Genomic DNA, 24,534 nt, shown 5'->3' with positions numbered 1-24,534 from the left:
GATGCGGCTACCACTCCCCCGTCGGCCCGTCAGCCCGGCCGGGCCGACATATGGCAGGTTATCGGCATGCCAGTTATCCAACGAGAGCGCTATCGAAGACTTTACGTGGACCTTCCCACCGGCCATTGGCCCTAGTTCACCAAAATGTGGAGCTGGACCAGGCAATCCTGGTGGCGGTGGAACGGACGGCATTACGCTGGAAGTATGGCTTAAGTCCTGCCGAAAACACTTGGACCACGCCGCCTCCTGACCAGCCCAAGGCAAAGCCCGGCCGCTGCCGCGGAAGCGGCCGCGACGATGCCGAAGGGGACGGCGTCGTTGGCGCCGCCGATGCCCACCAAGGGTGCGGCGATCCCTCCGAAGGCGTACCGGGCCAGCCCCAACAATGAGGAGGCCGTCCCGGCGATATCGGGATAATCCTTGAGTGCAAGCGACGTGGCCGGCGGGCTGGTCACCGCAACCCCGCCGAAAGCGAACGAGTAACCCTGCGGGGAGACGCTATGCAGCCTTGGAGAATGTATGTCGTCCCGCTCAACTAGGCGAAGGCGGCCGAGTGTGCAACCCGCGATCACGCCGGCCCTAGCGAGTGCTCTGCCCAACAGGGGTCTTCCAGTACTCCCTCCGCTGCGCCGGGCAGGACAGCGGGGGTGCCGTTTCCGCTCTTATGGCGCTTATGTACGTTTCAGCGGAGTCGGGCTAAAATATGGCCATGAGTGAGATGAGTGTGACCGACGCGCGGAGCCGACTCGCGGAGGCCGTCGATACCGCACGAGTGAACCATGAACCGGTCTATCTTTTGCGGCGGGGCCGACGCGTGGCCGCTCTGATCGATGCGGAGGATCTCGCCACTCTGATTGCGGCCGCGGAGGACCTGGAGGATCTCCGCGCAGCGAGCGCGGCGCGGACCGAAATGGCCGACACGGGCACAGGCCCGGTGCCCTGGGAAGAAGTCAAGGCCGAACTGGGTCTGGCGTGAGCTATGCCGTGCAGCTCGCTCCGGCGGCTGTCCGGCAGTTGCGCAAACTTCCGCCCGACGCGCGCCGACGCATCCAAGCCGCCATCGAACTGCTCGCCGAGACACCGCGTCCCCCAGGAGCCAAGAAACTCTCCGGAAGCAGCGGCGACTGGCGTGTCCGTACCGGCGATTACCGGATCATCTACGAGATCCGGGACGCACAGCTGATCGTCCTGGTTGTCGCCATGGGCCACCGGCGCGACATCTACGAGCACTAGGCTGGTGGCATGGATCTTGAGGTGTCGCCCGCGCTCACGATTCCCGCGTCGGAACTGCGCTGGCGGTTCTCGCGCTCGTCCGGGCCAGGCGGTCAGCACGTCAACACCACGGACAGCCGTGCGGAAGTCTCGTGGAACATCGCCGGCTCCGCCGTGCTCACGGATGACCAGCGGCTGATGCTGCTCAGGCGGCTTGGACCACACCTCATCGCCGGGGTGATCACCGTGGCCTCCTCCGAGCAGCGCTCCCAGCTGCGAAACCGAGAGACCGCCCTGGCGAAGCTCGCCGAGCTTGTGGCGGAAGGTCTGGCACCCGAAGGCCCCCGTCGTCGGGCGACCAAACCCACCCGGGGTTCGAACCGCCGTCGCCTCGCCGCCAAAGAACAGAGGTCGGCGACGAAGCGGCAACGGCAGCGGCCGTCCGCCGAGTAGCGCCGCCCGGACTGGCACCGGCGGGACTGGCGCCGTCGGGACCAAGCGGCGGTCCCGCCGTCGAGCCCTATCCCTGCGGGTTTCCGCCGGTTGTGGCTGAGGCGGCTTCGCCGGCGCGGCGCACCCAGGTATGGGCACCCCAGATAAACAGCAGCAGCGCCACAAGGACCAGCCCGGCGTGGCCGAGGTCGAGTTCGGCAAGGAACGTGGTCACCGGGTCGGTGAGTCCGAGCATCGCGTGCAGCACGCCGGCGATGGTGATGACAGAGATGAACAGGGCGGACGCGGCGGACACACCTGTGATGACCATGTTGAAACCGATACGGCGCTTGGGGTCCACAACCGCGCTTCGGTACATCTTCATCATCGCGACGCCGTTCACCGTGTCGCAGAGGGTCATCGCCGCCATGAAGCCGAAGGGCAGGGCCATCAGCGCGACCGGGGAGATGCCGGCGAGGGCGGCCGTCGCGGTGAGGAGCAGGAACGCGATGGTCGAGGCCGTGTCGAAGCCGAGGCCGAAGAGGAATCCCAGGACAAAGATGTCGCGTGGGCGATTAACGCGGGAGAGCGGTTTGTCGAGCAGGCGGGCCACCAGACCCGTCGGTGCCAGCGCCTCGCGGGTGACTGTGGCGCCGTCCTTGACCCGGCGGTACAACAGGGCAGTGCGCCGGAACGCGGCGGCGTTGTAAACACCGATGATCAGCAGGAACAGCCCCGAGACAGATGCCCCGGTAATGCTCAAAACCATGTTCGCGGACGAGCCGTCATTAAGTGCGTCCTGAATGATACCGGCACCACTGACCACAAGCACCCCGGCAAGCACAACCACCATGCTGTGTCCCGTGCTGAAGGCGAAGCCCACGCTGACGGGGCTGCGGCCCTGGGCCGCGAAGCGGCGGGTGGAGTTGTCGATCGCCGCAATGTGGTCCCAGTCGTAGCTGTGCTTCACACCGGCCAGGTAAGCAGTGATGAGCAGGCCGGGCACCACGGGGTTGTGGTTTGTCCGCAGCGAATCGGCCAGCAGCGCAAGCATCACCACGTGGAGCGCGGCGACTGCCGCGAAGGTGGCAGCCAAGCGGCGGGCCGTCGGGAGGGCTTCCCGGTCGTGGTGGTTCAAGAGGGCCTTCATTTAGTACTTTCGCAGGTTGAGACGGGGCTGGCCGTGCCAGCGGAACCGCAGAAAATCGATGCCGGCGCGGATAACGGCGTCCAGCGGCTCGGTGGCGTGCGACAGGGCCCGGACGGCCAGGCCGCCGTCGAGCAGTGACAAGCCCAGGTTGCACGCGCCGGCAAGCGGCAGCAGCTCCTCATGCAGCTCGTTCAGCAGCGCGGCGTCCACGCGGGCATCCATGACCAGGAGGGAACCCACATGGGTGTAGTCCTCGAGGAAGGCCATGCCGTCTATCGGGGCGGCGCCGGTCAGCGGGCGGATCAGCAGGTTGTCGAGCACCGCCAGGCGCCCGTCCACCGAGATCTCGTTCCGCAGGCGGATCTCGTCGTAGCCGAACAGGGCGCCGTCCGGTGACCAGCCCGGGGTGACGATCTCGGCCATCACCAGCGAGGCGCTGCCGTGCATCTCAACCACCGTGGCCTGCCGGTAGGTCGCCCCGCGGTAGGCGATCAGCGGGTCCGGCACGGATTCCAGGCTCGCGTTGGGGCCGAGCCGGATGTGCGTCCGCTGTTCGGCGCGGGTCCCGGGAGTGCGGTAGACCTTCGTCGCTGACTGTGTGGTCAGCAGGAGCCGGGCATCTGTTTCCACGGCGATGTTGATTTCATACTCGTCGCCACCGACGTACCCGCCCCCGGGATTGACCACCACGTAGCAGACCTGGCCGGTGTCATCGAGGTAGTGCGGGCGCAGGATACGCAGCGCGCCCTGGTGGTACTGGCTCGTGGCGATGCAGCGGTCGCCCCGCACACCCACAGTGAGGGCGAGCGTACCGGCAAGTTCGACGGCGGCGCGTTCGACGGCGGCGCGGCGCACCGGGAGTTCGGGCGCCGGCGCACCCGTCACTGGCGGAGATCAAGCATGAGCACGTCGCGCCTGATCCAGTTGATAACGTGCTCCAGGCCTTCGTCGGTCTTGAGGTTGGTGAAGCAGTACGGCTTGTTGCCGCGGAACTCGAGCGTGTCCGCCTCCATCACGGAGAGGTCAGCGCCCACATACGGGGCCAGGTCCTTTTTGTTGATGATGAAGAAGTCGGACTTGATCATGCCCTGGCCGGCCTTGCGCGGGATCTTCTCGCCCTGCGCCACGTCGATGATGTAGATCGAGAAGTCCACAAGCTCCGGGCTGAACGTGGCCGAAAGGTTGTCTCCCCCGCTTTCGATGAAGACGACTTCGAGGCCGGGGTGGCGCAGCCGCAGCTCCTCCACAGCGGCCGAGTTCATCGACGTGTCCTCCCTGATGGCCGTGTGCGGGCAGCCGCCGGTTTCGATGCCGATGATGCGGTCCAGTGGCAGGATCCCGTTGGCGGCGAGGATCTTGGCGTCCTCGATGGTGTAGATGTCGTTGGTGATCGCGGCCATCGAAATCTCGGCGCTGAGGTGGCGGGTCAGGCGTTCCACGAGCTGGGTCTTGCCTGCGCCGACCGGACCGCCGACGCCGATTTTGATGAGTTTCATGGTGCTCCTTGCTACGTATGGGGTGCGGCGGACCGCGGCTGCTAAGACATAAACATGCGGACGCGCTGGCGTTCGTGGCGCATCTGGGCGATTTCGAGGCCCGGGGCCGTGATCCCGAAGTCGTCGGCTTCGAGTGCCTGGATCCGGCGGACGGCATCCATGATCCCGGGATGCGTTCCCAGCAGCACACGTTGACCGGCGTCCTGCCCGATGGGGATGGCCCGGATGGCATTTTGGGTCAGGGACGTGACCGCCGTGAAGAGATAGCTCGCGAGCAATTCCTCCAGCGGAACGCCCAACTGCCGGCCGGCGACGCCGAACGCGACCGCCGGATGCCCGACGCACCGCCCATTTCCGACGTCGGCCGCGTAGCCCGCGAGCCGGGCGCCCGGCGCCACCGTGCCGGCGATGGCCAGCATCCGTGCGCCCATTTTGGTCCCCGCCTCGCGGACCTCACGGGGCAGCGCCGCCGCGGCGATCATCCGGTCGACCCGCACAATGTCATCCGCCGAGGACGCCTCGTACGCCAGGCGCAGAGCGAAGCCGTCACTGTAGGTCAGCTGGATGCTCACAAACTGGCTCAGCCAGCTGGCGAAGCTCACTTCGCCGTCGATGAGGCCACGTTCCAGGAACGTCTCCATCCCGAAGGAATGGCTGAACCCGCCGGTGGGGAGCGCGGAGTCAGAGAGCTGCAGCAGCGGCAGCAGGTACGACGGCGGCTCGTTCACGCGCTCAGTGGGTGTGTTCGGCATGGCGGAACGGCACGGGCACCACACGCTCCTGGCGCGAGTACGGCACGCCAACGTGGATCAGGTAGTCCTCGATCGTGTGGTCGTACTGCACCACCATCACCTCGGCGGCATATTCACTGTCGGCCTCGAAAAACTGCGCCTGCATGTGCCGGTTGCCGAGGTTGTGCGCCACGACCCCCATTTCACGGATGCTGCGCGCGGCAATAACAAGGACGTCGGTTGCCAGCGCCGTCACCACGATGACCGTTTTGTCGTCGCGGAACAGGATGTCGCCGTCGCGGAGATCCCGCACCGGGCCCGCGGCATCGCTGAGCCGGATGCCCAGCTCACGGCCGTGGTCGGTGGTCACCCGCTGGATTTTTTTGACGAGTTCCGCACTCGGCAGGAGGACCTGCTCCTCGTGGAGGCCGGCCAGCTCGCCGTCGGGGAGATCATGCCGGTTGGCGATGACGTGGTCGATGATCATATATGCCCCCTTAGGGATATGTGTCTAGAAGAGGAAGTAGCGCTGCGCCATGGGCAGCACCGTCGAGGGCTCCGCCGTGATGGGCTCGCCGTCGACAGTCACCGAATAGGTTTCCGGGTCGACCCCGATGTCCGGTGTCGCGCCGTTGTGTTTCATGTCGGCCTTGGTGAGGGTGCGGATCCCGCTCACCGGGCGGATCACGCGGCGCAGGCCCAGCTGCTCGGGCACTCCGGCGGCTATGGCGGCCTTGGAAAGAAACGTGATCGAGGAGGCATGTACCGCGGTGCCGAGCGCCCCGAAGTTGCCGCGGAGGGTGCGCGGCTGCGGGGTGGTGATCGAGGCGTTGGGATCTCCCATAACGCTCATGACCGCTTGCCCGCCTTTGAGCACGAGCTCGGGCTTGACGCCGAAGAACATCGGGTCCCAGAGCACGAGGTCGGCGAATTTGCCCTCCTCGATGCTTCCGACCGAGTCCGCGATGCCGTGGGCGATCGCCGGGTTAATCGTGTATTTGGCCACGTAGCGCTTGAGCCTGAAGTTGTCCCCCACCTCGGGGTCGCCGTCGAGCTTTCCGCGTTGGCGCTTCATGGCGTCCGCTACCTGCCAGGTGCGCAGGACCACCTCGCCGACCCGGCCCATGGCCTGGGAATCGGAGCTGGTGATGGAGAAGATGCCCATGTCATGCAGCACGTCCTCCGCTGCGATGGTCTCCTTGCGGATCCGCGAATCGGCGAAGGCCACATCCTCGGGGATGTCCGGGCTCAGGTGGTGGCAGACCATCAGCATGTCGAGGTGTTCGTCGATGGTGTTGACCGTGTACGGCAGGGTGGGATTGGTCGACGCCGGCAGGACGTTGGGCAGCGCCGCGATCTTGATGATGTCCGGGGCATGCCCGCCGCCGGCGCCTTCGGTGTGGAACGTGTGGATGACGCGGCCGCCGATGGCCCCGATGGTGTCTTCGACGAAGCCGCACTCGTTGAGGGTGTCGGAGTGGATGGCCACCTGCACGTCGTACTCGTCGGCCACGCGCAGCGACATGTCGATCGAGGACGTGGTGGCGCCCCAGTCCTCGTGCACCTTCAGCCCGATGGCACCCGCCCGGATCTGCTCCGCGAGGGGCTCGATGGCGCTGGCGTGGCCTTTGCCGAGCAGGCCTACATTGATCGGCAGGTTCTCCACGGCCTGAAGCATGCGTGAAATGTGCCAGGCGCCCGGCGTCACGGTGGTGGCCTTGCTTGCATCGCTCGGTCCAGTGCCGCCGCCGATCAGGGTGGTGACTCCCGAGGCCAGCGCCACCGGCACCTGGTCGGGGCTCACGAAGTGCACGTGGGTGTCTATGCCGCCCGCGGTGAGGATCTTGCCCTCGCCCGCGATGATGTCGGTGGCGACGCCGATGGTGATGTTCACGCCCCGGGAAATCTGGGGGTTTCCGGCCTTGCCGATCTTGAAGATGTGCCCGTCCCGGAGGGCCACATCGGCCTTGTAGATGCCGGTGTAGTCAAACACGATCACGTTCGTGATCACGGTGTCCGGGATGTCCTTGTCACGGACCAGCTGCCCGTTCTGGCCCATGCCGTCACGGATGACCTTGCCGCCGCCAAACACGACTTCTTCACCGTAGTTGGTGTGGTCGTGCTCAATCTCGAGGAACAGATCAGTGTCGGCCAGGCGGACGGCGTCGCCCGTGGTGGGGCCGTAAAGGTCCGAGTACTGTTTGCGGCTCAGTTCGAAGCTCATTTGGTGTCGTCCTGGAGGGAGATCAGGCCGCGGCTCGGCTCGAGCGGGCCGTTGATGCGGTCCCGGAACCCGTAGACCGCCCGCTCGCCCGAGAGAGCGAGCAGGTTGACCGTCTTTGCATCTCCGGGCTCGAACCGCACCGCGGTTCCCGCCGGGATGTCCAGCCGGAAGCCGTGGGCCGCGTCCCGGTCGAATTCGAGGGCGTCGTTCACCTCGAAGAAATGGTAATGCGACCCCACCTGGATGGGGCGGTCACCGCGATTGATCACGGCGAGGGCGCGGGGAATGAGGCCCGCATTGCACGTGACGGGCTCTGTCCGAAGGATGTATTCGCCGGGTTTCATGGGTTCTCCTACGCCTAGCGAATGGGATTGTGCACGGTGACGAGCTTGGTGCCGTCCGGGAACGTCGCTTCGACCTGGACGTCATGGATCATGTCGGCGACACCTTCCATAACATCGTCCCTGGTCAGGATGGTGGTGCCGTAGCTCATGAGGTCCGCGACCCGGCGTCCGTCACGGGCGCCCTCGACCAGCTCATACGTAAGAATCGCGACGGATTCCGGATGGTTGAGCTTAAGTCCGCGCTTCTGCCGCCGTCGTGCAAGATCGGCAGCAACCACGATCATCAGTTTTTCATTTTCGCGTGGCGTCAGATGCATAAAAGCCTCCTCATCATTCGCGATAAATCGCGAGTTCCCACTCGTTATCTACAACCGGCCAAAGAAGCGCCCGGGAGGCCCGTGGATGACTGAAGACTATCAGAGTCAACCCGCAGGTCAGGCTCGAACCCACTCCCGCACGAGCGCCACGAATTCTTCCTGCCGGGCTTCCGCCGCCTCCGCGCTTGGAAAAATCACCTGGCCGCGGTCCCGCCCGATCATTTCCAACAGCCCGCTCCATTTGGAGGCGTCAAAAGGAAAGTCATCCTCGAGGGCCTTTGCGCCGCGGTGAAAAATCAGCTGCACGTGATGCAGGGGCCTCAAGTTAAAGGTGACCCGGTCAACAGATTCGAAACAGAAGCTCGGCGCCTTCCACTTAATACGCTCCGTTATGGCGTCATCCGCGTCCAGGACAGCCAGCCGAAGGCGCTCAATCACAGGCTTCAACGGGTGGTCCAATGACTCAAGAAACGAATCAACCACCGGGTTTCGATTTAGTGTCATGAAGCATAGTCAAACACGTCCGTCTGCCGTCCCCACCGGTGCGGATCCAGGCGGCGCCACAAGCCAGGAAAGGTCCGGCCGGGTGGGAACACCGGCCGGACCTTTTCGCTGGAGCCGGGCATGCCCGGACGGCTCAGCCGATCAGCGCCAGCACGGCCCCGGCGTTCACAACGCCGCCGGCTTCTGTGCGGATCCCGGACAGCATTCCGGCGCGGTGGGCGGTCACCTGGGTCTCCATCTTCATCGCCTCAAGAACGACGACGGCGTCCCCCGCCGAAACCTCGGCGCCCGGCTCCACGAGCCACTTGACCACGGTCCCAGCCATGTCTGCCCGCAGCTCGCCGGGATCAGCGGCACCTGCCGCAGCACCGCCGTCGGCAGCTCCGTCCAAACCAGCCCCGTCAAGGGAGACCCCCGCCGGAACGGCGGCACCGGAGCGCGCCCAGCCATTCAGCAGGTCAGCGGGCAGGCCGACGGCGAGGCGCCGGCCGTCGACGTCAACGGTAATGGTGCGCCGCTCACCGTCCGGAACGGACGTGCCGAACTCCGGATCCGCCGCGATGGAATCCGCAAAGTCAGTTTCGATCCAGCGGGTGTGGATGCCGAGCGCGGTCTCCGACTTGAAGTCCGGTGCCTGGACAACGGCCCGGTGGAACGGCAGGACCGTGGCCACGCCGGTGATTTCCATTTCGGCGAGGGCACGGCGGGCCCGGCGGAGCGCCTGCTGGCGGTCGGCGCCGGTGACGATCAGCTTGGCCAGCAGGGAATCAAACTGCGGCGCCACGATGGAGCCGGAGCGGACGCCGGAGTCAAGCCGGATGCCCGGTCCCGTGGGGCCGCTGAAGGTCGCGATGGTTCCCGGCGACGGCAGGAAGCCGCGGCCCACGTCCTCCGCGTTGAGCCGGAACTCGAAGGAGTGGCCGTGCGGTGCGGGATCGGCGGTGAAGCGCAGCGGCTCTCCCGCGGCGATCCGGAGCTGCTCCTGGACCAGGTCCACGCCGGTGGTCTCCTCGGTGATGGGGTGCTCCACCTGCAGGCGCGTGTTCACTTCGAGGAACGCGACGGTGCCGTCGGCGGCGACCAGGAACTCCACCGTCCCGGCCCCGGAATAGGAGGCTTCGCGGCACACTGCCTTGGCGGCGTCGTAAATCAGCTGGGTCTGCTGATCGGTCAGGAAGGGTGCGGGGGCCTCTTCCACCAGTTTCTGGTGCCGGCGCTGCAGCGAGCAGTCGCGGGTGCCCACCACCACCACGTTGCCGTGCTGGTCCGCCAGGACCTGGGCCTCCACATGCCGGGGCCGGTCAAGGTAACGCTCCACAAAGCACTCGCCACGGCCGAAGGCCACCACTGCTTCGCGGACCGCGGAATCGAAGGACTCCTCGATCTGGTCCATCTCGCGGACCACTTTCAGCCCGCGTCCGCCGCCGCCGAACGCCGCCTTGATGGCGATCGGCAGGCCGTGCTGTTCGGCAAACTCACGGACTTCCGCGGCCGAAGCCACCGGACCGTCGGTGCCGGCCACCAAGGGGGCACCGGCGCGGACGGCGATCTCGCGGGCCGTGATCTTGTTGCCGAGCTGCCGGATGGCCTCCGGGTTAGGCCCGATCCAGGTCAGGCCGGCGTCCAGGACCGCCTGGGCAAAGCCGGCGTTCTCGGACAGGAAGCCGTATCCCGGGTGCACCGCGTCCGCTCCGGACTCCGCGGCCACGCGCAGCAGGTTGGGGATATCGAGGTACGTTTCCGAGGGCGCGTTGCCGCCCAGGCTGTACGCCTCGGTGGCGGCGCCCACGTGCATGGCGTCGGCATCCACGTCCGCGTAGACAGCCACGGACTCCAGTCCGGCGTCCTCGCAGGCGCGGGCGATGCGGACGGCGATTTCTCCGCGGTTGGCGATCAGGACCTTGCGCATCAGTTGCTCACTTTGTCTGGGAATCTTTTGTCTGGGAAATGTCAGGGGAAGAATGGGAAAAGCCGGTGGGTAGTCCGTAGCCGGGAGCCCAGCGGAACCGGATGGACCCGCCGATGGGAACCTGGGCGGCCAGGTCCAGCTGGTGGTCAACCACCACGCCGATCACGGGGTAGCCACCGGTGATGGGGTGGTCGGCCAGGAAGAGTACGGGCTGTCCTTCCGGCGGGATCTGGAGCGCGCCAGCCATGGTTCCCTCGCTGGGCAGTTCACCGTCCCGGCTTCGGCTGAGCGGCTGGCCGTCCAGCCGCATGCCCACTCGGTTGGAGCGGGGCGTCACCGCCCACTCCTGGGCGCAGAGCGATTCCAATGCTGCGGCGTCGAACCAGTCATCGCGGGGTCCGGGAACGATGTCCAGGACCGTGACGCCGATGTCCGGAAAGTCGGGCTGCAGTTCGGGGTTGCCCACCACGTTGGAGGACGTGGCGGCGCCGGCTCCCAGCAGCTGCCCGGCGGCCAGCGGTGCAGGTCCGATCCCGGACATGGTGTCCGTGGACCGGCTCCCGAGCACCGCATCGACTGCTGCGCCGCCGCGGATGGCCAGGTAGCTGCGGAAGCCGCGCTCGGGTGCGCCGATGGTCAGGATCTCGCCGTCCAGCAGGGCAAACGCGGTGGCCATGGGCACTTCGCGCACCCGCTCGGACTGGACAAACTCGGACTGGCCATCTTCGTCGTCCGAAGCGTCCGGGTCGGGAACGTCCGACGGCGTCACTACAGTCAGTGCCGAGGGCGCGCCGGCCACTGCCAGCACCTGGTCCCCCACGGCCTGGACGCGCAGCCCGCCGGCAACGGATTCGACGACGGCGGCCGACGGGTCGTTGCCCACGATCCGGTTGGCGCGGCGCAGGGAGGAACGGTCCAGTGCCCCGGCTGAGGACACGCCGAGCCCGGCGTGACCGGGGCGGCCGAGGTCCTGGATCAGGCTCTGGAGCCCCGGCGACAGGATCAGCAGGCCGGAGTGGACGTCCGGTTCATGGGCAGCAAGGGCGGCGGCATCCACGGCAGCGTGCGGCACCGCGACTTCAATGAGCTCGCGTACCGCGCTGAACCGCACGCGGTCACCGGGCGCGGCCAGGGCCGGCTGCTCCCGGCTGAGGTCCCACATGTGGGCTGCGGTGCGGCCGATCAGCTGCCAGCCGCCCGGGGATTTCCGCGGGTACACGGCCGAATAGTTACCGGCCAGGGCCACGGAACCTGCGGGGACGGCGGTCCGGGGCGAACTCCGGCGCGGGACTTCAAGTACCTGGTTCTCCCCCACCATGTAGCTGAAGCCCGGCGCGAAGCCACCGAACGCAACCGTCCAGACCTGCCCGGTGTGGGCTGCAATGACGCCGTCAGCGCCCAGCCCGGTGAGCCGACCCACTTCGGCGAGGTCGTCGCCGTCGTACACGGTCTCAATCTGCACCAGTTTGCCTTCGGCGTGGGACTGGACCGTCAGGTCCATCTCCAGCAGCCGGGCCGCCATCCTGCGCGCCGCAGCGGGTGAATCCGCCTTGATCATCACGGTTTCGGCGGCGGCCAGGACGTCCACCTGGCCGGGCAGCGGCTGCTCGAGCAGGAGGGCCTGGAGGGCAAGGACGTCGTGGAGCCCGGAGAGTTCGGCGAGCACCGCCGTCGTACCTACCGGCCGGACGGTGAGCACGCGGGCCGCGGCAGTGGGCTTGCTGACTGTTTCCATGGGGATCAGGCCGCGCCGCTCAGGCGCGGCTCTCCTGCGAGTCGTCGCGGTGCAGCAGGCGGAGGTCCTCTTCCGGCTGCGGGTCGCGGCCCAGGCGCATACCCACGATGGTGATGATGGCCGTCAGGAGGATGTACCCGGCGATCAGGTACCAGCCGCCGGATGCTGCGCCGTAAAGGGCGGTGAAGATCAAGGGAGCCACAGCGCCGCCGATTACACCGGCAAGCGTGTAGGCCAGGGAGCTGCCGGCGTAGCGGAGGCGGGCCGGGAACTGCTCGGTGATGAACGCTGCCTGCGGGCCGTACATAAAGGCGTGCAGGGCCAGTCCGATCACCACACCGATGATCAGCATCACCACGGACTTGCCCGCGATCATCAGGAAGAACAGGGGAATGTAGACGGCGGTGGCGGCAGCGGCAATGCCGTAAACCCAGCGGCGGTTGAACCGGTCGGTCAGGGCGCCGGCGAGCGGGATGAGGAAGAGCTGGAACGCGGAGCCGATCAGGATGGCGGCCAGCACGTTGCCGGTGGTCATGCCCAGTTCCTTGGTGGCGTAAACGGCCACAAAAACGGTAAACAGTGCGTAGAGCACGTCCGGGCAGACGCGGGAGAGGGCTGCGGCGATCAGCGCGCGGGGCTGGGTGGTGAAGACTTCCTTGATGGGCGCCTTCGGCTGGTCGCCGTGGGCCGCGATGGCCTTGAAGACCGGGGTTTCCTCGAGCTTGAGGCGGATGATTAGGCCGAAGACCACCAGCAGGGCGGAGGCCAGGAAGGCTACCCGCCAGCCCCAGGAGAGGAACGCTTCGGTGCTCAGCGAGGCTGCCAGGATCGCAAGTACGCCGTTGGCCATCAGGTTGCCGGCGGGCGGGCCGATCTGGGCTGCGGAGGACCAGAATCCGCGCTTGTTGGGGTCGCCGAATTCGCTGGATAGCAGCACAGCGCCGCCCCATTCACCGCCGACGCCGATGCCCTGGGCCAGGCGCAGGAGCACCAGGAGGATGGGGGCCCAGATGCCGATCGCAGAGTAGTCAGGCAGCGCACCGATGAGGACGGTGGCGATACCGATCAGCACCAGGGTGAAGACCAGTACGTACTTGCGGCCCACCTTGTCGCCGAGCCGCCCGAACACGATGCCGCCGATGGGGCGGGCGAGGTAGCCCACCGCAAAGGCGGAGAAGGACAGCAGGAGGCCTACGAATTCATCATCCGAGGGGAAGAAAATCTTGGGGAAGACGAGGGCTGACGCCACCGAGTAGATCGCGAAGTCGTAGTACTCAAGCGAGGTGCCGGTGAGGCTGGCGACGTACGCCTTGAGCGCGCCGGGCGGCGGCTTCCTTGCCGAGGCCTTTGCGGCCTTGTTTGTGCTGGTCATGGTTTCCTCCGGGGGGATGAGGGGTGGTGCGGGGGCCTTGGTGCGGCCTGGGATGGGGCTAGCGGAACGAGCCGATGCTCACGCCGGCGTCGCCGAGAGCGGACTTCACTGCGGTGGCCATCGCTACGGCCCCCGGTGAGTCACCATGCACGCAGATGCTTTCCGCGCGGATTTTGAGGGTGGACCCGTCAATTGTGCGGACGGAGGATTCCGTGGCCATCCGTAGGACATGTTCCGCCACTTGTTCCGGATCCTCAAGGACTGCTCCGGGGAGGGAGCGCGACACCAGGGTGCCGTCCGGGTTGTAGGCCCTGTCCGCGAACGCTTCGGTCACGGCGCGCAAGCCGGCTTTCTCTGCAAGCCGCAGGACTTCCGAACCGGGGAGGCCGAGGATCGGAAGGTTGGGGTCAACCGATTTCACGGCGTCGACGACGGCCTGGGCCTGCGCTGTGTGCGTCACGATGGCGTTGTACAGTCCGCCGTGCGGCTTCACATACCGGACTTGGGTTCCTTCAACGGCGGCCAGGGCCTGCAGGGCACCGATCTGGTACACCACGTCGTCGGCCAGTTCTGTGGGGCTGATGTCCATGAATCGGCGTCCGAAACCGGCGAGGTCCCGGTAGCCGACGTGGGCACCAATAGCGACGCCGGCAGCAGCAGCCTCGCGGCAGGTCCTGCGGATGACGCTGGGATCGCCGGCGTGGAATCCGCAGGCCACGTTCGCGCTCGAAACCGAGCCGAACATCGCCAGGTCATCGCCGAGGCTCCATCGTCCGAAGGACTCGCCGACGTCGCTGTTCAGGTCAATCGTTGCCATTTGTGATCCCCGTCTCATTGAGTGGTCCTACTAGGATGCACTAAATTTACAGATTGTTCAACAATCCTTCGATTCCACAATGTGACGATCGTGTAAATTCTCGTGTATGGCCTCTTCAGACCCGCTCGTCCCCTCTTCCCGCATTTCGACGACTGCAACGGCGACCCGGACCGCCTCAGGCCGCCTGCGAGTGGCCGTTCCGTCCGTGGCTGAGCGGGTGGCGGATGAACTCCGCCTGCAGCTGGCGGAGGGAGCATTGCTTCCCGGAACGCGGCTCACCGAATCCACCATCGCCGAGGACCTGGGCGTCTCCCGCAACACGGTGCGCGAGGCCTTCGTGGAACTTGCCAGCGAACGCCTGGTGGTCCGCCATCCCAACCGCGGCGTCTTCGTGGCAAGCCTGGAGGCGGGGGACGTCCACGACGTCTATACCGTCCGGCGCGCCATCGAGGTCGCCGCCCTGCGTGCCGGAGGCAGCCCGGAGGACGTGGCCGCCGTCCGGGCCGCCGTTGACGAAGGCAAACGAGCTGCGGCAGCCGGTGACGACGAAGCCCTGGGCACCGCCAACCAGCACTTCCACGGCGCCATTGTGGCCATGGCCGGAAGCCCGCGGCTGAACAGCATCATGGGCCAGGTCCTGGCCGAAATGCGCCTGTTTTTCCACAAAGCCACCGTGGACGCGCAGTTCTACCAGCACTACCTGCCGGACAACGAAGCGATCTGCCTGGCCCTGGAAGCCGGGGAACTGGACCGCGCGGCCGACCTTCTCCTGGCGTACCTGGACCGCTCCGAAGACAACCTGAGCGAGGTGCACGGCGAGGCCGGAACAGACTGAGCCGTTAGGCTGGACGAATGAAACGCCGCCTTGCAGCCCTGTCCGCCGTCCCCCTGATGCTCCTCCTCTCCGCCTGCGGATCGGTCCAGGAAGTCGCTGAAACCACCGCGAACGATGCCGCCTCCAAGGTGGCAACCGCAGCCTCGGACGAGGTCAGGAAGCAGGTCTGCACCGTGGTGGAGGACGGGCTGGTCAGCGTCCAGGACAAGGCATTGCTGGGCGGGCTGGTGTCCGCCGCGGACACTGCCGGGGTGCCTGCGGAAATTACGACGCCGCTGGGCCAGATCGCCGAAGCCGGAGACCAGGTGCCGGCTGAGTCAGTCACAGCACTGACGGAAGCCTGCTCGGCTTAGCGCTTGCCCTTTTTGCGTGAGCCTTTGCCGCGGCCCTTGTCCGGATTCGGCGCGTAACGCTGGGCCACCTTCGGCTTCTTGACCGCGGGGCCGCGCCGGTCCGGCTTCGGCTCCTTCTTGGGCTTCTCCTGCTGGGCCGACGGCTGCCGGGAGCTTGCCGCGGTGCGGCCGCGGACAATCCCGATGAACTCCTCAATGATGTCGTCCGAGGAGTCGCTGGGCCAGGCCAGCGCGATCTCCGTGACCGGGGCACCCGTCAGCCGGCGGGCCACGGTGTCCTTGACGTTGAAATGCCTGGCCACGGACATGGGCAAAATCACCAGGCCCGCACCGGACGCCACCACCTGCATGGCCGCTTCCGGGCCACCCATTTCGGCGACGTCCAGGAAAGTCTCTGCCGAGAGGTCGGCCAGGGCCACTTCCTCAAACACTGAAATCTCGTGCCCCTTGGGCGCCACCACCACGGGCTGCTCCTCATACAGCGGGATCACGTTGAGGCCTTCCCGCTCCACCGGAAGCCGGACAAAGCTGAGGTCCGCGGAACCGTCACGCAATACGGAAAGCTGGGCGCCGTCGTCGGACATAAACGACTCCAGCGGGATGTCCAGCACGCGCTCTTCCCAGCGGCGGATCCACTTGCCCGGGGTTACGCCGGCCACATAGGCGAAGCGGAGCACACGGGGCGCCTCCTGCTCCGGCGATTCGTCGGGGCTGGCGTTCTGGGGGGATTCATTGTCTGCGGGCACGTCTTCACAGTACCGCCCGCGCGGCCCCGCACTGCCGGAGCTGGTGCCTTTCAGCCGGGCAGCCGGATACCCTTGAACCATGACCTCTGCAAACTCCCAGTCCATGAAGCCGGCCACCGTTGCCAAGAAGCTTGGCATCTACCTGCCGGCAACACCGCAGGAGTTCCAGGATTCAACCATCAGCCGCGCCGATTTCGCCGAACTACAGGCCAACCCGCCGGAGTGGCTCGCGGAGCTCCGCCGTAACGGCCCGCACCCCCGCCCGGTGGTGGCCCAGAAGCTGAACGTCTCCATCAGCGGCCTGGCCCGCGGCGGTGTTGAGGAAGCGCTGACGACGGCGGAAATCACCGCGCTGCTGCAGGCTCCCCCGGCCTGGCTGGTCGCCGAGCGCTCCACCCACGCCGCCGTCCGCACCGAAGCCCAGCGCGTCAAGGACGAAGCCGCCAAAAAGGACGCCAAGAAAGCCCGCGCCCAGGCCGAGTAGCCTCCGCTTTCTGAGTCACCAGCGCTTTTCCTAGGCTTGTCCGCGGATCCGAACCTTCACGATTCGGATCCGCGGACAGGCCTCTGCTGTTCCTTTCATTGCCAATCGTAGAACAAGGGCTACATCAAGCGTAGAATGCAGCCATGGACAAGGTAGGGGTTCGGGAACTCAAGCAAAATCCAAGGGCTGTCATTGAGCGGGTTGAGCACGGAGCCACTCTTGAGATAACCCTCCAAGGTCGTGCGGTCGCAGTGATCTCACCTGTAACGCATCGCAAGAAGTGGACTTCTGCCGCTGAAGTGGCAACTGCCCTGAAGCTCGCCCAGCTCGGCGCAGACCAGACCGGGTGGCTCACGGAACATGAAGAATCCAGAGATGCCGATCCCCTTGGTGATCCGTGGACTACCCCGTGATCCTCCTTGACACGAATGTCCTGATCGCACCACCGGCCGTATGGCCGGCCGGCGCGGTACTCGGCTCGAGCATCATCTCGCTGGCGGAACTCCAACACGGAATCCGATCGTCAGCGTCCGAGGAGATCCGCCGGAACCGGGTGCACCGCCTTGCCGTCTGGCGGGAACTGATGGACTGGATTCTCTTTGACGAGCATGCCGCCGAGAGTTATGGCGAGCTGGCTGCGCGGGTCAAGCGCCTGAGGCCCCAACATGCCAGGAGTAAGGACATAATGATCGCCGCGCAAGCCCACTCTCTTGGCATCCCGTTGATGACCCGCAACGCCAGGGACTTCGAGTGGGTCGAAGATGTGGTGGAGATCCTGGAGGCAGGCGACTGAGTGCGGGACTGACAATCCAACCCATTCCGGGCCAGGTGGAGTCGGTTGAGCATGTGTCCAAGACCCGCGGCGATGGCTCGGGTACGACATCCTGTCCTTCGAAGAGAGCGGAAAAGAACGGCTCCCGGAGGTCAAAACCACAAAGTCGCGCGCCGAGACGCCGTTCTTCGTGTCCCGCAACGAATTACAGCTTTCCCAAGAGCAGGCTGAGGTCTTCCACCTCATCAGGGTCTTCACCTTCGGCCCCGCACCCCGCTGGTACCACCTGCCAGGCAGCATCGATACCACGTGTGAACTTCAGGAAAGCACATTCCTCGCCGTGCCGAAGGCCGGCTAATCAGTCCTGGTGCAGCTGCACGAAGTTGCCGCAGCCGTCGTCGAAGACCGCACTGATCCCGGACGGATCCTCTGACGGCTCGCCCTGGAATTTCACGCCGGCAGCCACCAGCCGGTCGTACTCGGCCTGCACATTCGGAACGCCGAAGGTGATGGCCGCGATCCCGGCGTCGTGCAGTGCGTTCATGTAGTTCGCACCGATCGGGTTGTCGCTGGGCTCCAGCAGCAGCCCTACCGACCCGGCGTCGGAGCCTGGATCCTTGATGATGAAGAGGTTGTACTCGGGCATCGCCATGAGTGTCTCGAACCCAAGGGTCCCGGTGTAGAACGTGTGGGCGGCGGCCGGATCCTGGACATGGATGCTGCACATTTTCAGTCTCATGGTCCCAAGCTACCGGCCCGCAGCAGGCGTGCGAACCTTCAGCGGAGAAGAGCCGTCCTACGTGTCCATCAGAGCTGCCAGCCCGGAGATTAGCAGTCTCCAGGGCCCAGACTGAAGGCACATCCGCCAGGCAGCTGGCCTCCGCAACCGCATCGCTGCGCAGGCCGCGGTGAATGTGGCGTGGACTCGGCCGTGGATCCGGATTCGAAGATGTCTTTCGGTGACATCGTAGGCGGAGCCGAAGTCCCGTGAGCTGGACACCATCTCCTTTCACCAGTGGCGCGCGCCAACTGCCGATGCCCCTGGCAAGGTAACGCCAATCGAGTCCGCCAGCTGCGTTTGCCAAGTACGGCGAGGCAGATCCCGACAGTCCGTAGATTGCCAGGGCTATTGAGATTCTTGCCAACAAAACTGAAACCGGACACGAGAGCTGCGCATTCCGGCCCTCTTCGAAACTGGCCGATAAGGGACCTTCCATCAAGCAAATTGCGTTCCCTAGCAGTAACAGCCGCGCCGGCGGGCAAGAGGTTCAGTCCAGCTTGGCGTGGCGCAGGTACTGGTAGACGGTCTCCCGACTGATCCCGTAGTCACGGGCAAGGAGGGCTTTAGGTACAACGCTGCTGGCGCGCTGGACCAGTTCGGCGGCCCGTTCCGGTGTGAGAGTCTTTTTTCGTCCTTTATAGGCGCCGCGCTGCTTGGCCAGAGCGATGCCTTCCCTTTGGCGTTCCCTGATGAGGGAGCGTTCGAATTCGGCGAAGGCGCCCATGACGGAGAGCATGAGGTTGGCCATGGGCGAGTCCTCGCCGGTGAAGACGAGGCCTTCTTTGGCGAACTCCACCCGCACGCCCATGCGGGTTAGGACGTGAACCAGGGCGCGAAGGTCATCGAGGTTGCGTGCGAGCCGGTCCATGCTGTGCACAACCAGGGTGTCCCCATCACGGGCGAACCGCAGCAGCTCTGTGAGCTGTGGTCTGGCGGTGTCCCTGCCGGAGGCCTTGTCCATGAAGACCCGGTCCAGAACCTGGCCTTCGAGCTGGCGCTTCTCGTTCTGATCCAGAGTGCTCACCCGCACGTATCCGATCCGCTGGCCAGCCACGATTTCCTCCAACCTTCGTTTTGTCAGAATGACCTCTAGGCCCGCTCCAGCTGAAAGTCAAGACCTCCCCAGTCTGTTCTGTCAGGTTGAGTTCTAGGCCCGGGCCAGAAGAACGTCAAGACATACGCGTCCTGTTCGTCAGGTTGGGGTGTAGAACATCCTGACGCTGCCTGGGACCTCTAGAAAGGCCCACCAACACATCAGGAGCGTCACCATCCCATCAGAGGAGCAACGGCTCATCATCGCCTGATGCCTTGGTCTACCTAGCGCCTGCGCACAGCGAAGGCCTGCACGATGGGTACGGCGGGCCTTGCCGATCCAATTGGACTGGGCACCAGCCGAACCTGCGGCTTTGATGAAGACTTCAACTGCCTTGTGCTGTACCAAGTGACACTGTTGAACTGAGGATCACCCGGCAAGAGCGGGAAATGCAGGTAGGCCCGTCACTTCGATGCCATAGTCACTGACCCGCTAAGAGATCATCGTGCGGGACGTCTTGCGTGAAGCCATATCTGCGATCCAGCAGTCGACGGACCCCGTGGAAGTTTGGAGTTGCACGATCTATATGGAGTCCTAGGCGTACGGCGATCGTGAGCGTCGCGAGCTCAAATGCTTGTTGTAGGGATTCCCTTGAAAAATGGTGGAGGGGAATGTTTGGGGTATACGGTGTTTCCACTCTGTTCACGAGCTCCTGCGAGACCTGTTGTACCCGCTCACGTGACCGGCTCCTGTCGCCGAGTTCCTGGCTGATGCGGTAATTGGTAGCGACATTGAAGACGGCCAGCAGCAGGTGCCAATCCAACCAACCCTCAGCTCGAAGTTCCTCCAGAATCCTGAGACATGTTGCGTTTCGAAGGAGTCGAGCCAGCGTGAAGCCCATTACCTTCGAAACTTCGTAGCGCTCTTTGATCATGTCGTGCCACTCAGTTTCAGAGAAGCTGGGACCGAAGAACGACGGCTGTTCCAGGGAGCTGGCCGGCTTCGGCGTGGTGTTTCCAGCATCGAAAATCTGGCGACCGACCTGGGACGCGTGGAGGTAGTGGGCCTCGTCGAGGAGTCCTGCTGTTTCGTCATATGGTCGCCCGAACGATAGCTGAGTGAGGAAGCCGCGTGAGAAAGCATCGCCAAGCATGTCAAGGACTTGTTCTTGGGATAAGGCGCTTAGCCGGATTAGGAGGACACCAACAGCGTGGAGGATTTCCTGTTCCAGCTCGTCCGCATCGGTGTTTTCTGTGTATGGCAGGAGGGTGACCAAAGCGCTGAGCTGGTTGTTGTCAGGCCTGAGATCCACTCTCTCCCGATACTGCGGGCCGGCCAAGCGGATCTCTACCAGGACGCTTTCATCCAGCAGGACCGGATCCTCCGTTGCAAGTTCGCACAGAAGAATTTGGGCGGCGGCTGCGAACCTTTCTGCGGCAAGCACCGTGGCTCTGTCATTGGCACAGGTGATATTCCAATGCGTGCCGAGGGCAGAGAATGTCAAAGAACGAGTCAAGCCCGTGTCGCTGAACGGCCGAGCACCTAGTTCCACGAGGGAAGTTTCTGCAAAGCTCGCTTCGTCGTATGCGAAAGTACTCTCCAACTCGTCGACGTATGGCCAGATCAGCTTGTCGTAATCCGTAGCCGACAAGAGGTTTGTGAGGGTCTCCGCCAGTTCTGGTCTGAACTTTCTGGCGGCCATACAGATCATGGTCTGGTGGAAGTCCAGGCCGACCAGTTCCGGATGTTGCTCATGATCGAAGGCATCCTCCACGTATGTTCCATGTGCTCGAAGTGCCAGTTGACTAAACGCCGTAGCGTCTAGCCATGCACCGGCGGCGTAGCAGGTGGAGAACGCCCGGATCAGGCTGTCACTGACCAAATCGATGACGTCTGGATCTTGAGACGACACTGCAATGGAGGCAGCTGTAAGTGCATATTTCTTAGCGGCGTGAGGGAGCTTCAAATCCGAGTAGACGCTGGAGATGGTGAGCATGGCCAGAACTGAGCCACGAAGAGTGTCGCCGTGAAACCAGTTGATCTTGGCCTTATGAAACTCCCGGAGAGCCAGGAGGGGTTTGTCGGACTTGAACAGGCTTAGAGCACGGTTTCTACACCGTTCCGCGACGGCGTTGTCGCCTTCCACTGAACCGATTGCGTCATCCAGGGCGTTCCTGATCATTTCGTAGTTCCCATGTGCTGCGAGAACGGGGCTGAAGGCCTCAAAGAGATCGCACGTTGTTTGGACAGGGAACATGCGTGCGCGGGGCAAGAGCTCAGCGAGGTCAGAGAGCGTGGCCATCAGTGGGTCGAGCCTGATCTTTAGTTCTTCAGCAGACTTAGCCCTGCTAAGGATCTCTTGAAAGCTCATGTCCGATGTGTCCGTTTTGCGTACCGGGGCTCCGGGTGTTCGCACCATGCCGGTGACGTCGGGATGGAACAGAATGTGCGCTCGAGCTGCAAGAAGGTGCGCAGTAGCATTCGGATAAACTTCACGGTCAGTATCAGCTAGAAGTTCATCAACACGCTGCAAGATGAGCTGCAATTGGGCCATCAAGTGATCCGAAGTGGTGGTGGCGAGCCCAGCGGCCCACGCCCCCTGCCAGTATGAAATGAGCGCGCTGGCATCCTGCAAGTCACCTGCGACGGAGGTCGTGGCCGCGTATGCGACGAACTCGTCGATGTACCCTTCCACATTCGCCAAAGTTTCCATACCGCGCAGAGTTGCAACAACAATTTCGTAGCGCGCTTTCATCTGCACGTCTTCGGGGACAGCATCCTTAGAACGTGGATGGACCAAAGACTGCGCGTACTGAAGCCACTCCGCCAGATCATTCTGGGCATCAGGATCATGTGTAGCGTGGCGGAGCCCAGCTCTCACCGCGGCGAAGTCCCCAGCGGTGGTTAGTAGACCGTCAGATGTTCTTATGCGTCGCTGCAGGTCCTGATACCACTGCGGGAGCGACGGCTCATTTGCCGGCACCAGGTTTGATGGCAGGTCGAGCATCTTTTCGGCTACCCATACCAGGTCGGGCTCGGCCAGAAACGTTGCGATTGCCATGGCGTCAAAGATTTCAAGATCAACTTCATGCTCTTGACGCGCAAACTCTTGAAGGTCATGTCGCGTGCCTACAGGCATGTTTTGGGCCAGAAAGTAGGCGATCCTGGCGACAGGTTGTCCCTGAGAGGTGATCTTCTTAAGATCGACCTTGACCTTGGACCCGAGGTCAGTCCGCTGAATCGTGCAGGCCATGACGAGTGGTTCCGTAGTGGCCCGTCCAACGAAACCGCCAGCTCTTGGAAGCTCCTCAGGCAGTGACGAAAAGAAGGTCTCCCCGTCTCGGCCCTGATCTCCGCCGCTGCTCACCGGTCCAGTTGCCGGAAGAATGTTGCTGCTAATTCTCCGTTGAGCGATGCGAAAGCAAATGTTCTCGAACTCGTGGTGCCGATTCTGTGCGCCCAGCTGATCCAACTGGAAACGAATAAACGTCTCGGTTTCTACACGGGTGACCATTTGTCCATACTGCCCTATGGGACAGCCTCACATAGTTGTGTGCCTCCGAGTTCACCATGGACCAGCTATGACCGCGAGCCCTGGGCAGCTGTTGCATGGTCGGCATTGTTGTTTTGCTTTCAGCTGCGTACCTACGTCATCTGTTGGTTCCGCTGTCATTCCTGCAGCCGATATTGGACCTTGGGACAAGTTGAGGCGTCACCCGACCGACCTCGACCGTGCGCCCGCGACTACCCTTGCTGAGGGCGTTACCCGCTACCCGAGCAAATGTGTTACATTTTTGCCATCAGACATTGCCCCCCTCTGAGCTCCGGCTCAAGGGGGCAATTTTCATTAAGCGACATACGGTGATGCGTGGAGTATACGAAGGAATTCAAAGAGCGCGACGAACTGCTTGGACAACTCGCAGACCGTGGCCTCGCCATTCCTGATCCCACCGTAGCGCTTAGCTTCCTCACCCGTGTTGGTTACTTCCGCTCTGGCGCATACCGGTACGTTTTCCGGCAGTTGCTTCCACCTGAAAAGATCGATGCCCGCCTGCACCAATACCGTTCCGATGACTACATAGCAGGGGCGAGCATTGAGCACGTCCTGAAGCTCGAGGCTTTCGACTTTAAGCTGGCCCGGGTCTGCCAGGAAGGCCTGCTGGACTTCGAAGTTCGTTTGCGGGCTGCCATGGCCCACACGCTCGCGGCGAAGAACGTTGCAGCCCACGCGGACAAGAAATTCCTCGATGCGCACAGCTGCGACCAGCTCAGTGGGGATCAAACCCTTCGCAAGCGTACAAAGTTCGATGCGTGGACCACGACCTGGCGGGACGCGGTTAAGTCCGGCGCCGAAGACGAAGACTTCATTAGGCATCACCTGTTGAAATATCCACATCAGGACGTCCCTATTTGGGCCGTAACCGAGGTCCTGAGCTTCGGAAACCTGCCCTATCTCTTTGAGCTCATGCAGACCCCGGACGCCCGCGAAGTAGCGCGAATGTTCGGGTTCGCCCATCCCAGCCGGTTTGGCGCGATGCTCCGCATGATGGTCGACTTCCGCAACGCGTGCGCGCATGGGTCCCGCCTTTTCAACCGCGCCTTCAAACGACCGGTCGCGCTCGGGCAACACGACACCGACGGCGACCTTCTGGCTCACCTGGTCGGCTCCGACTTCACGAACACACCCAAACCACGTCAAAGGCTCTACATCTACGGCGCTGTTTTGGCGTTCATGCTCAGGTCACACAGCAGTGGCTCCAACTGGCATCTGACTTTCAAGACACAGATCAAAAAGCTCGACATCAAGCTTCAAGCCCCGGACGGGACCGAGCTCCTATCTCCCAACGTCAGCATGGGCTTCCCGGCTGACTGGTTGGACTTGGACTTGTGGAAGCCAGCATCCTGACCCCGGGAGCACCGGCTTTTGTTTATCGCATTTATCGTCGAGTGGGTCACTGTCTGCAGTGGTTACACCGGCATCCTGACCCGCCACGGCAGTCCCTACGCCAGGGCAGAAAAGCCATGGTAGGGATCCCTCAACGTCAATGGCTTGGCAGGGATTGCGGGACATTGAGTTGTCGGCAATCGGTTCCCTTTCCTGGCACCAGTCCTTAAACCGAGGCCTGTTCCAAGGGTTCTCCGATTGCCCCCGAATCCCTATCGCCTTCGACTTGGAAGACGGGGGAAGATTTGGACCGTGATTCGGACGTAGGTACTGGATGCCGGAGTCCTGATCCGCGGAGTACCCGAGCGATTTCTTGAAGAACTTCAACCTATGTTCAGAGTC

28 protein-coding genes are annotated in these 24,534 nt (G+C 63.9%); 10 read left to right on the top strand and 18 right to left on the bottom strand.

Annotated elements, in window-relative coordinates; genetic code table 11:
- Positions 1 to 209: 209 nt before the first annotated feature.
- Positions 210 to 455, bottom strand: a complete 246-nt coding sequence (locus NIBR502772_RS02730) for a hypothetical protein (RefSeq protein WP_246848670.1) — start codon at positions 453 to 455, stop codon at positions 210 to 212.
- 254 nt (positions 456 to 709) lie between these two features.
- Between NIBR502772_RS02730 and NIBR502772_RS02725 the strand changes: the two genes are divergently transcribed.
- The 3 genes from NIBR502772_RS02725 to arfB are packed head-to-tail and all read left to right on the top strand — an operon-like array spanning position 710 to position 1,665.
- A complete protein-coding gene (locus NIBR502772_RS02725; protein ID WP_141138968.1) occupies positions 710 to 976 on the top strand; it encodes a type II toxin-antitoxin system Phd/YefM family antitoxin in 267 nt (88 codons plus the stop codon).
- Positions 973 to 1,233 (top strand): type II toxin-antitoxin system RelE/ParE family toxin, encoded by a 261-nt coding sequence (locus NIBR502772_RS02720; RefSeq protein WP_141138967.1) that lies wholly within the window; start codon positions 973 to 975, stop codon positions 1,231 to 1,233. Before NIBR502772_RS02725 ends, NIBR502772_RS02720 begins: the two co-directional genes overlap by 4 nt.
- Before the next feature lie 9 nt (positions 1,234 to 1,242).
- Positions 1,243 to 1,665: an alternative ribosome rescue aminoacyl-tRNA hydrolase ArfB gene (arfB, locus tag NIBR502772_RS02715; protein WP_141138966.1), complete on the top strand. Its 423-nt coding sequence runs from the start codon at positions 1,243 to 1,245 to the stop codon at positions 1,663 to 1,665.
- 67 nt (positions 1,666 to 1,732) lie between these two features.
- Here the strand turns inward: arfB and NIBR502772_RS02710 are convergent, their stop codons facing one another.
- The 13 genes from NIBR502772_RS02710 to NIBR502772_RS02650 form a co-directional block, all read right to left on the bottom strand.
- Positions 1,733 to 2,794, bottom strand: coding sequence for a HoxN/HupN/NixA family nickel/cobalt transporter (locus NIBR502772_RS02710; protein WP_141138965.1), 1,062 nt, complete (start codon positions 2,792 to 2,794; stop codon positions 1,733 to 1,735).
- Complete coding sequence (locus tag NIBR502772_RS02705) at positions 2,795 to 3,679, bottom strand: urease accessory protein UreD (protein ID WP_371706753.1); 885 nt, start codon at positions 3,677 to 3,679, stop codon at positions 2,795 to 2,797. It lies immediately after the preceding gene.
- A complete protein-coding gene (gene ureG, locus NIBR502772_RS02700) occupies positions 3,676 to 4,290 on the bottom strand; it encodes an urease accessory protein UreG (protein WP_141138964.1) in 615 nt (204 codons plus the stop codon). The genes NIBR502772_RS02705 and ureG overlap by 4 nt, the downstream gene beginning before the upstream one ends.
- Before the next feature lie 41 nt (positions 4,291 to 4,331).
- Positions 4,332 to 5,042, bottom strand: a complete 711-nt coding sequence (locus NIBR502772_RS02695) for an urease accessory protein UreF (RefSeq protein ID WP_141138963.1) — start codon at positions 5,040 to 5,042, stop codon at positions 4,332 to 4,334.
- Positions 5,023 to 5,508 carry an urease accessory protein UreE gene (gene ureE / locus NIBR502772_RS02690; RefSeq protein ID WP_141138962.1) on the bottom strand — a complete coding sequence of 162 codons (486 nt, stop codon included), beginning with the start codon at positions 5,506 to 5,508 and terminating at the stop codon, positions 5,023 to 5,025. The genes NIBR502772_RS02695 and ureE overlap by 20 nt, the downstream gene beginning before the upstream one ends.
- A 24-nt stretch (positions 5,509 to 5,532) precedes the next feature.
- Positions 5,533 to 7,245, bottom strand: a complete 1,713-nt coding sequence (gene ureC / locus NIBR502772_RS02685) for an urease subunit alpha (RefSeq protein ID WP_141138961.1) — start codon at positions 7,243 to 7,245, stop codon at positions 5,533 to 5,535.
- A complete protein-coding gene (locus NIBR502772_RS02680; RefSeq protein WP_141138960.1) occupies positions 7,242 to 7,589 on the bottom strand; it encodes an urease subunit beta in 348 nt (115 codons plus the stop codon). The genes ureC and NIBR502772_RS02680 overlap by 4 nt, the downstream gene beginning before the upstream one ends.
- 14 nt (positions 7,590 to 7,603) lie before the next feature.
- Positions 7,604 to 7,906 carry an urease subunit gamma gene (locus NIBR502772_RS02675; RefSeq protein WP_141138959.1) on the bottom strand — a complete coding sequence of 101 codons (303 nt, stop codon included), beginning with the start codon at positions 7,904 to 7,906 and terminating at the stop codon, positions 7,604 to 7,606.
- Between the two features lie 117 nt (positions 7,907 to 8,023).
- Positions 8,024 to 8,389: a DUF1801 domain-containing protein gene (locus NIBR502772_RS02670; RefSeq protein WP_168223477.1), complete on the bottom strand. Its 366-nt coding sequence runs from the start codon at positions 8,387 to 8,389 to the stop codon at positions 8,024 to 8,026.
- Between the two features lie 154 nt (positions 8,390 to 8,543).
- Positions 8,544 to 10,319, bottom strand: coding sequence for a biotin carboxylase N-terminal domain-containing protein (locus NIBR502772_RS02665; protein WP_141138957.1), 1,776 nt, complete (start codon positions 10,317 to 10,319; stop codon positions 8,544 to 8,546).
- Between the two features lie 7 nt (positions 10,320 to 10,326).
- A complete protein-coding gene (locus NIBR502772_RS02660; protein ID WP_141138956.1) occupies positions 10,327 to 12,054 on the bottom strand; it encodes a carboxyltransferase domain-containing protein in 1,728 nt (575 codons plus the stop codon).
- Positions 12,055 to 12,073: 19 nt separating this feature from the next.
- A complete protein-coding gene (locus NIBR502772_RS02655; RefSeq protein ID WP_141138955.1) occupies positions 12,074 to 13,426 on the bottom strand; it encodes an MFS transporter in 1,353 nt (450 codons plus the stop codon).
- A gap of 58 nt (positions 13,427 to 13,484) precedes the next feature.
- Positions 13,485 to 14,243, bottom strand: coding sequence for a LamB/YcsF family protein (locus tag NIBR502772_RS02650; protein ID WP_141138954.1), 759 nt, complete (start codon positions 14,241 to 14,243; stop codon positions 13,485 to 13,487).
- A gap of 106 nt (positions 14,244 to 14,349) precedes the next feature.
- On the opposite strand from NIBR502772_RS02650, the gene NIBR502772_RS02645 reads away from it, so the two are divergent.
- Together NIBR502772_RS02645 and NIBR502772_RS02640 are read left to right on the top strand one after the other, a co-directional pair.
- Positions 14,350 to 15,078, top strand: coding sequence for a GntR family transcriptional regulator (locus NIBR502772_RS02645; protein WP_141138953.1), 729 nt, complete (start codon positions 14,350 to 14,352; stop codon positions 15,076 to 15,078).
- 17 nt (positions 15,079 to 15,095) lie between these two features.
- Entirely contained in the window at positions 15,096 to 15,431 is a 336-nt protein-coding gene (locus NIBR502772_RS02640; RefSeq protein WP_141138952.1) for a hypothetical protein, read from the top strand.
- Here NIBR502772_RS02640 and NIBR502772_RS02635 read toward each other — a convergent pair.
- The gene (locus tag NIBR502772_RS02635) at positions 15,428 to 16,177 is read right to left on the bottom strand and encodes a LysR family transcriptional regulator substrate-binding protein (protein ID WP_210412377.1); all 750 of its coding nucleotides are present in this window, start codon (positions 16,175 to 16,177) and stop codon (positions 15,428 to 15,430) included. The genes NIBR502772_RS02640 and NIBR502772_RS02635 overlap by 4 nt on opposite strands.
- 79 nt (positions 16,178 to 16,256) lie before the next feature.
- Here NIBR502772_RS02635 and NIBR502772_RS02630 point away from each other — a divergent pair, with 79 nt between their 5' ends.
- The 4 genes from NIBR502772_RS02630 (at position 16,257) to NIBR502772_RS02615 (ending at position 17,791) form a co-directional block, all read left to right on the top strand.
- Positions 16,257 to 16,661 carry a DUF5997 family protein gene (locus tag NIBR502772_RS02630; protein WP_056347429.1) on the top strand — a complete coding sequence of 135 codons (405 nt, stop codon included), beginning with the start codon at positions 16,257 to 16,259 and terminating at the stop codon, positions 16,659 to 16,661.
- A 143-nt stretch (positions 16,662 to 16,804) separates the two neighbouring features.
- A complete protein-coding gene (locus NIBR502772_RS02625) occupies positions 16,805 to 17,074 on the top strand; it encodes a type II toxin-antitoxin system Phd/YefM family antitoxin (protein ID WP_141138951.1) in 270 nt (89 codons plus the stop codon).
- Entirely contained in the window at positions 17,071 to 17,454 is a 384-nt protein-coding gene (locus NIBR502772_RS02620; RefSeq protein WP_168223476.1) for a PIN domain-containing protein, read from the top strand. The genes NIBR502772_RS02625 and NIBR502772_RS02620 overlap by 4 nt, the downstream gene beginning before the upstream one ends.
- An 88-nt stretch (positions 17,455 to 17,542) precedes the next feature.
- Positions 17,543 to 17,791: a DUF3883 domain-containing protein gene (locus NIBR502772_RS02615; protein ID WP_141138949.1), complete on the top strand. Its 249-nt coding sequence runs from the start codon at positions 17,543 to 17,545 to the stop codon at positions 17,789 to 17,791.
- On the opposite strand, the gene NIBR502772_RS02610 is transcribed toward NIBR502772_RS02615, so the two are convergent.
- From NIBR502772_RS02610 to NIBR502772_RS02600, 3 genes are all read right to left on the bottom strand, one after another.
- Positions 17,792 to 18,172 (bottom strand): VOC family protein, encoded by a 381-nt coding sequence (locus NIBR502772_RS02610; protein WP_141138948.1) that lies wholly within the window; start codon positions 18,170 to 18,172, stop codon positions 17,792 to 17,794.
- Positions 18,173 to 18,701: 529 nt separating this feature from the next.
- Positions 18,702 to 19,268, bottom strand: a complete 567-nt coding sequence (locus NIBR502772_RS02605) for a recombinase family protein (protein ID WP_141138947.1) — start codon at positions 19,266 to 19,268, stop codon at positions 18,702 to 18,704.
- Positions 19,269 to 19,728: 460 nt separating this feature from the next.
- Positions 19,729 to 22,761: a hypothetical protein gene (locus NIBR502772_RS02600; protein ID WP_141138946.1), complete on the bottom strand. Its 3,033-nt coding sequence runs from the start codon at positions 22,759 to 22,761 to the stop codon at positions 19,729 to 19,731.
- 354 nt (positions 22,762 to 23,115) lie between these two features.
- On the opposite strand from NIBR502772_RS02600, the gene NIBR502772_RS02595 reads away from it, so the two are divergent.
- Positions 23,116 to 24,153 (top strand): Abi family protein, encoded by a 1,038-nt coding sequence (locus NIBR502772_RS02595; protein WP_141138945.1) that lies wholly within the window; start codon positions 23,116 to 23,118, stop codon positions 24,151 to 24,153.
- Positions 24,154 to 24,534 lie beyond the last annotated feature (381 nt).

The organism is Pseudarthrobacter sp. NIBRBAC000502772 (assembly GCF_006517235.1).
In the GTDB taxonomy this organism is placed as follows: domain Bacteria; phylum Actinomycetota; class Actinomycetes; order Actinomycetales; family Micrococcaceae; genus Arthrobacter.
This window is presented reverse-complemented; position numbering and strand designations above follow the sequence as displayed.

Coding starts and splice junctions, on each gene's coding strand:
- NIBR502772_RS02660 (WP_141138956.1), bottom strand. CDS start 12,054: ATGGAAACAGTCAGCAAGCCCACTGCCGCGGCCCGCGTGCTCACCGTC.
- NIBR502772_RS02680 (WP_141138960.1), bottom strand. CDS start 7,589: ATGAAACCCGGCGAATACATCCTTCGGACAGAGCCCGTCACGTGCAAT.
- NIBR502772_RS02625 (WP_141138951.1), top strand. CDS start 16,805: ATGGACAAGGTAGGGGTTCGGGAACTCAAGCAAAATCCAAGGGCTGTC.
- ureG (WP_141138964.1), bottom strand. CDS start 4,290: ATGAAACTCATCAAAATCGGCGTCGGCGGTCCGGTCGGCGCAGGCAAG.
- NIBR502772_RS02640 (WP_141138952.1), top strand. CDS start 15,096: ATGAAACGCCGCCTTGCAGCCCTGTCCGCCGTCCCCCTGATGCTCCTC.
- ureC (WP_141138961.1), bottom strand. CDS start 7,245: ATGAGCTTCGAACTGAGCCGCAAACAGTACTCGGACCTTTACGGCCCC.
- NIBR502772_RS02675 (WP_141138959.1), bottom strand. CDS start 7,906: ATGCATCTGACGCCACGCGAAAATGAAAAACTGATGATCGTGGTTGCT.
- NIBR502772_RS02630 (WP_056347429.1), top strand. CDS start 16,257: ATGACCTCTGCAAACTCCCAGTCCATGAAGCCGGCCACCGTTGCCAAG.
- NIBR502772_RS02610 (WP_141138948.1), bottom strand. CDS start 18,172: ATGAGACTGAAAATGTGCAGCATCCATGTCCAGGATCCGGCCGCCGCC.
- NIBR502772_RS02655 (WP_141138955.1), bottom strand. CDS start 13,426: ATGACCAGCACAAACAAGGCCGCAAAGGCCTCGGCAAGGAAGCCGCCG.
- arfB (WP_141138966.1), top strand. CDS start 1,243: ATGGATCTTGAGGTGTCGCCCGCGCTCACGATTCCCGCGTCGGAACTG.
- NIBR502772_RS02710 (WP_141138965.1), bottom strand. CDS start 2,794: ATGAAGGCCCTCTTGAACCACCACGACCGGGAAGCCCTCCCGACGGCC.
- NIBR502772_RS02665 (WP_141138957.1), bottom strand. CDS start 10,319: ATGCGCAAGGTCCTGATCGCCAACCGCGGAGAAATCGCCGTCCGCATC.
- ureE (WP_141138962.1), bottom strand. CDS start 5,508: ATGATCATCGACCACGTCATCGCCAACCGGCATGATCTCCCCGACGGC.
- NIBR502772_RS02725 (WP_141138968.1), top strand. CDS start 710: ATGAGTGAGATGAGTGTGACCGACGCGCGGAGCCGACTCGCGGAGGCC.
- NIBR502772_RS02695 (WP_141138963.1), bottom strand. CDS start 5,042: ATGCCGAACACACCCACTGAGCGCGTGAACGAGCCGCCGTCGTACCTG.
- NIBR502772_RS02645 (WP_141138953.1), top strand. CDS start 14,350: ATGGCCTCTTCAGACCCGCTCGTCCCCTCTTCCCGCATTTCGACGACT.
- NIBR502772_RS02650 (WP_141138954.1), bottom strand. CDS start 14,243: ATGGCAACGATTGACCTGAACAGCGACGTCGGCGAGTCCTTCGGACGA.
- NIBR502772_RS02600 (WP_141138946.1), bottom strand. CDS start 22,761: ATGGTCACCCGTGTAGAAACCGAGACGTTTATTCGTTTCCAGTTGGAT.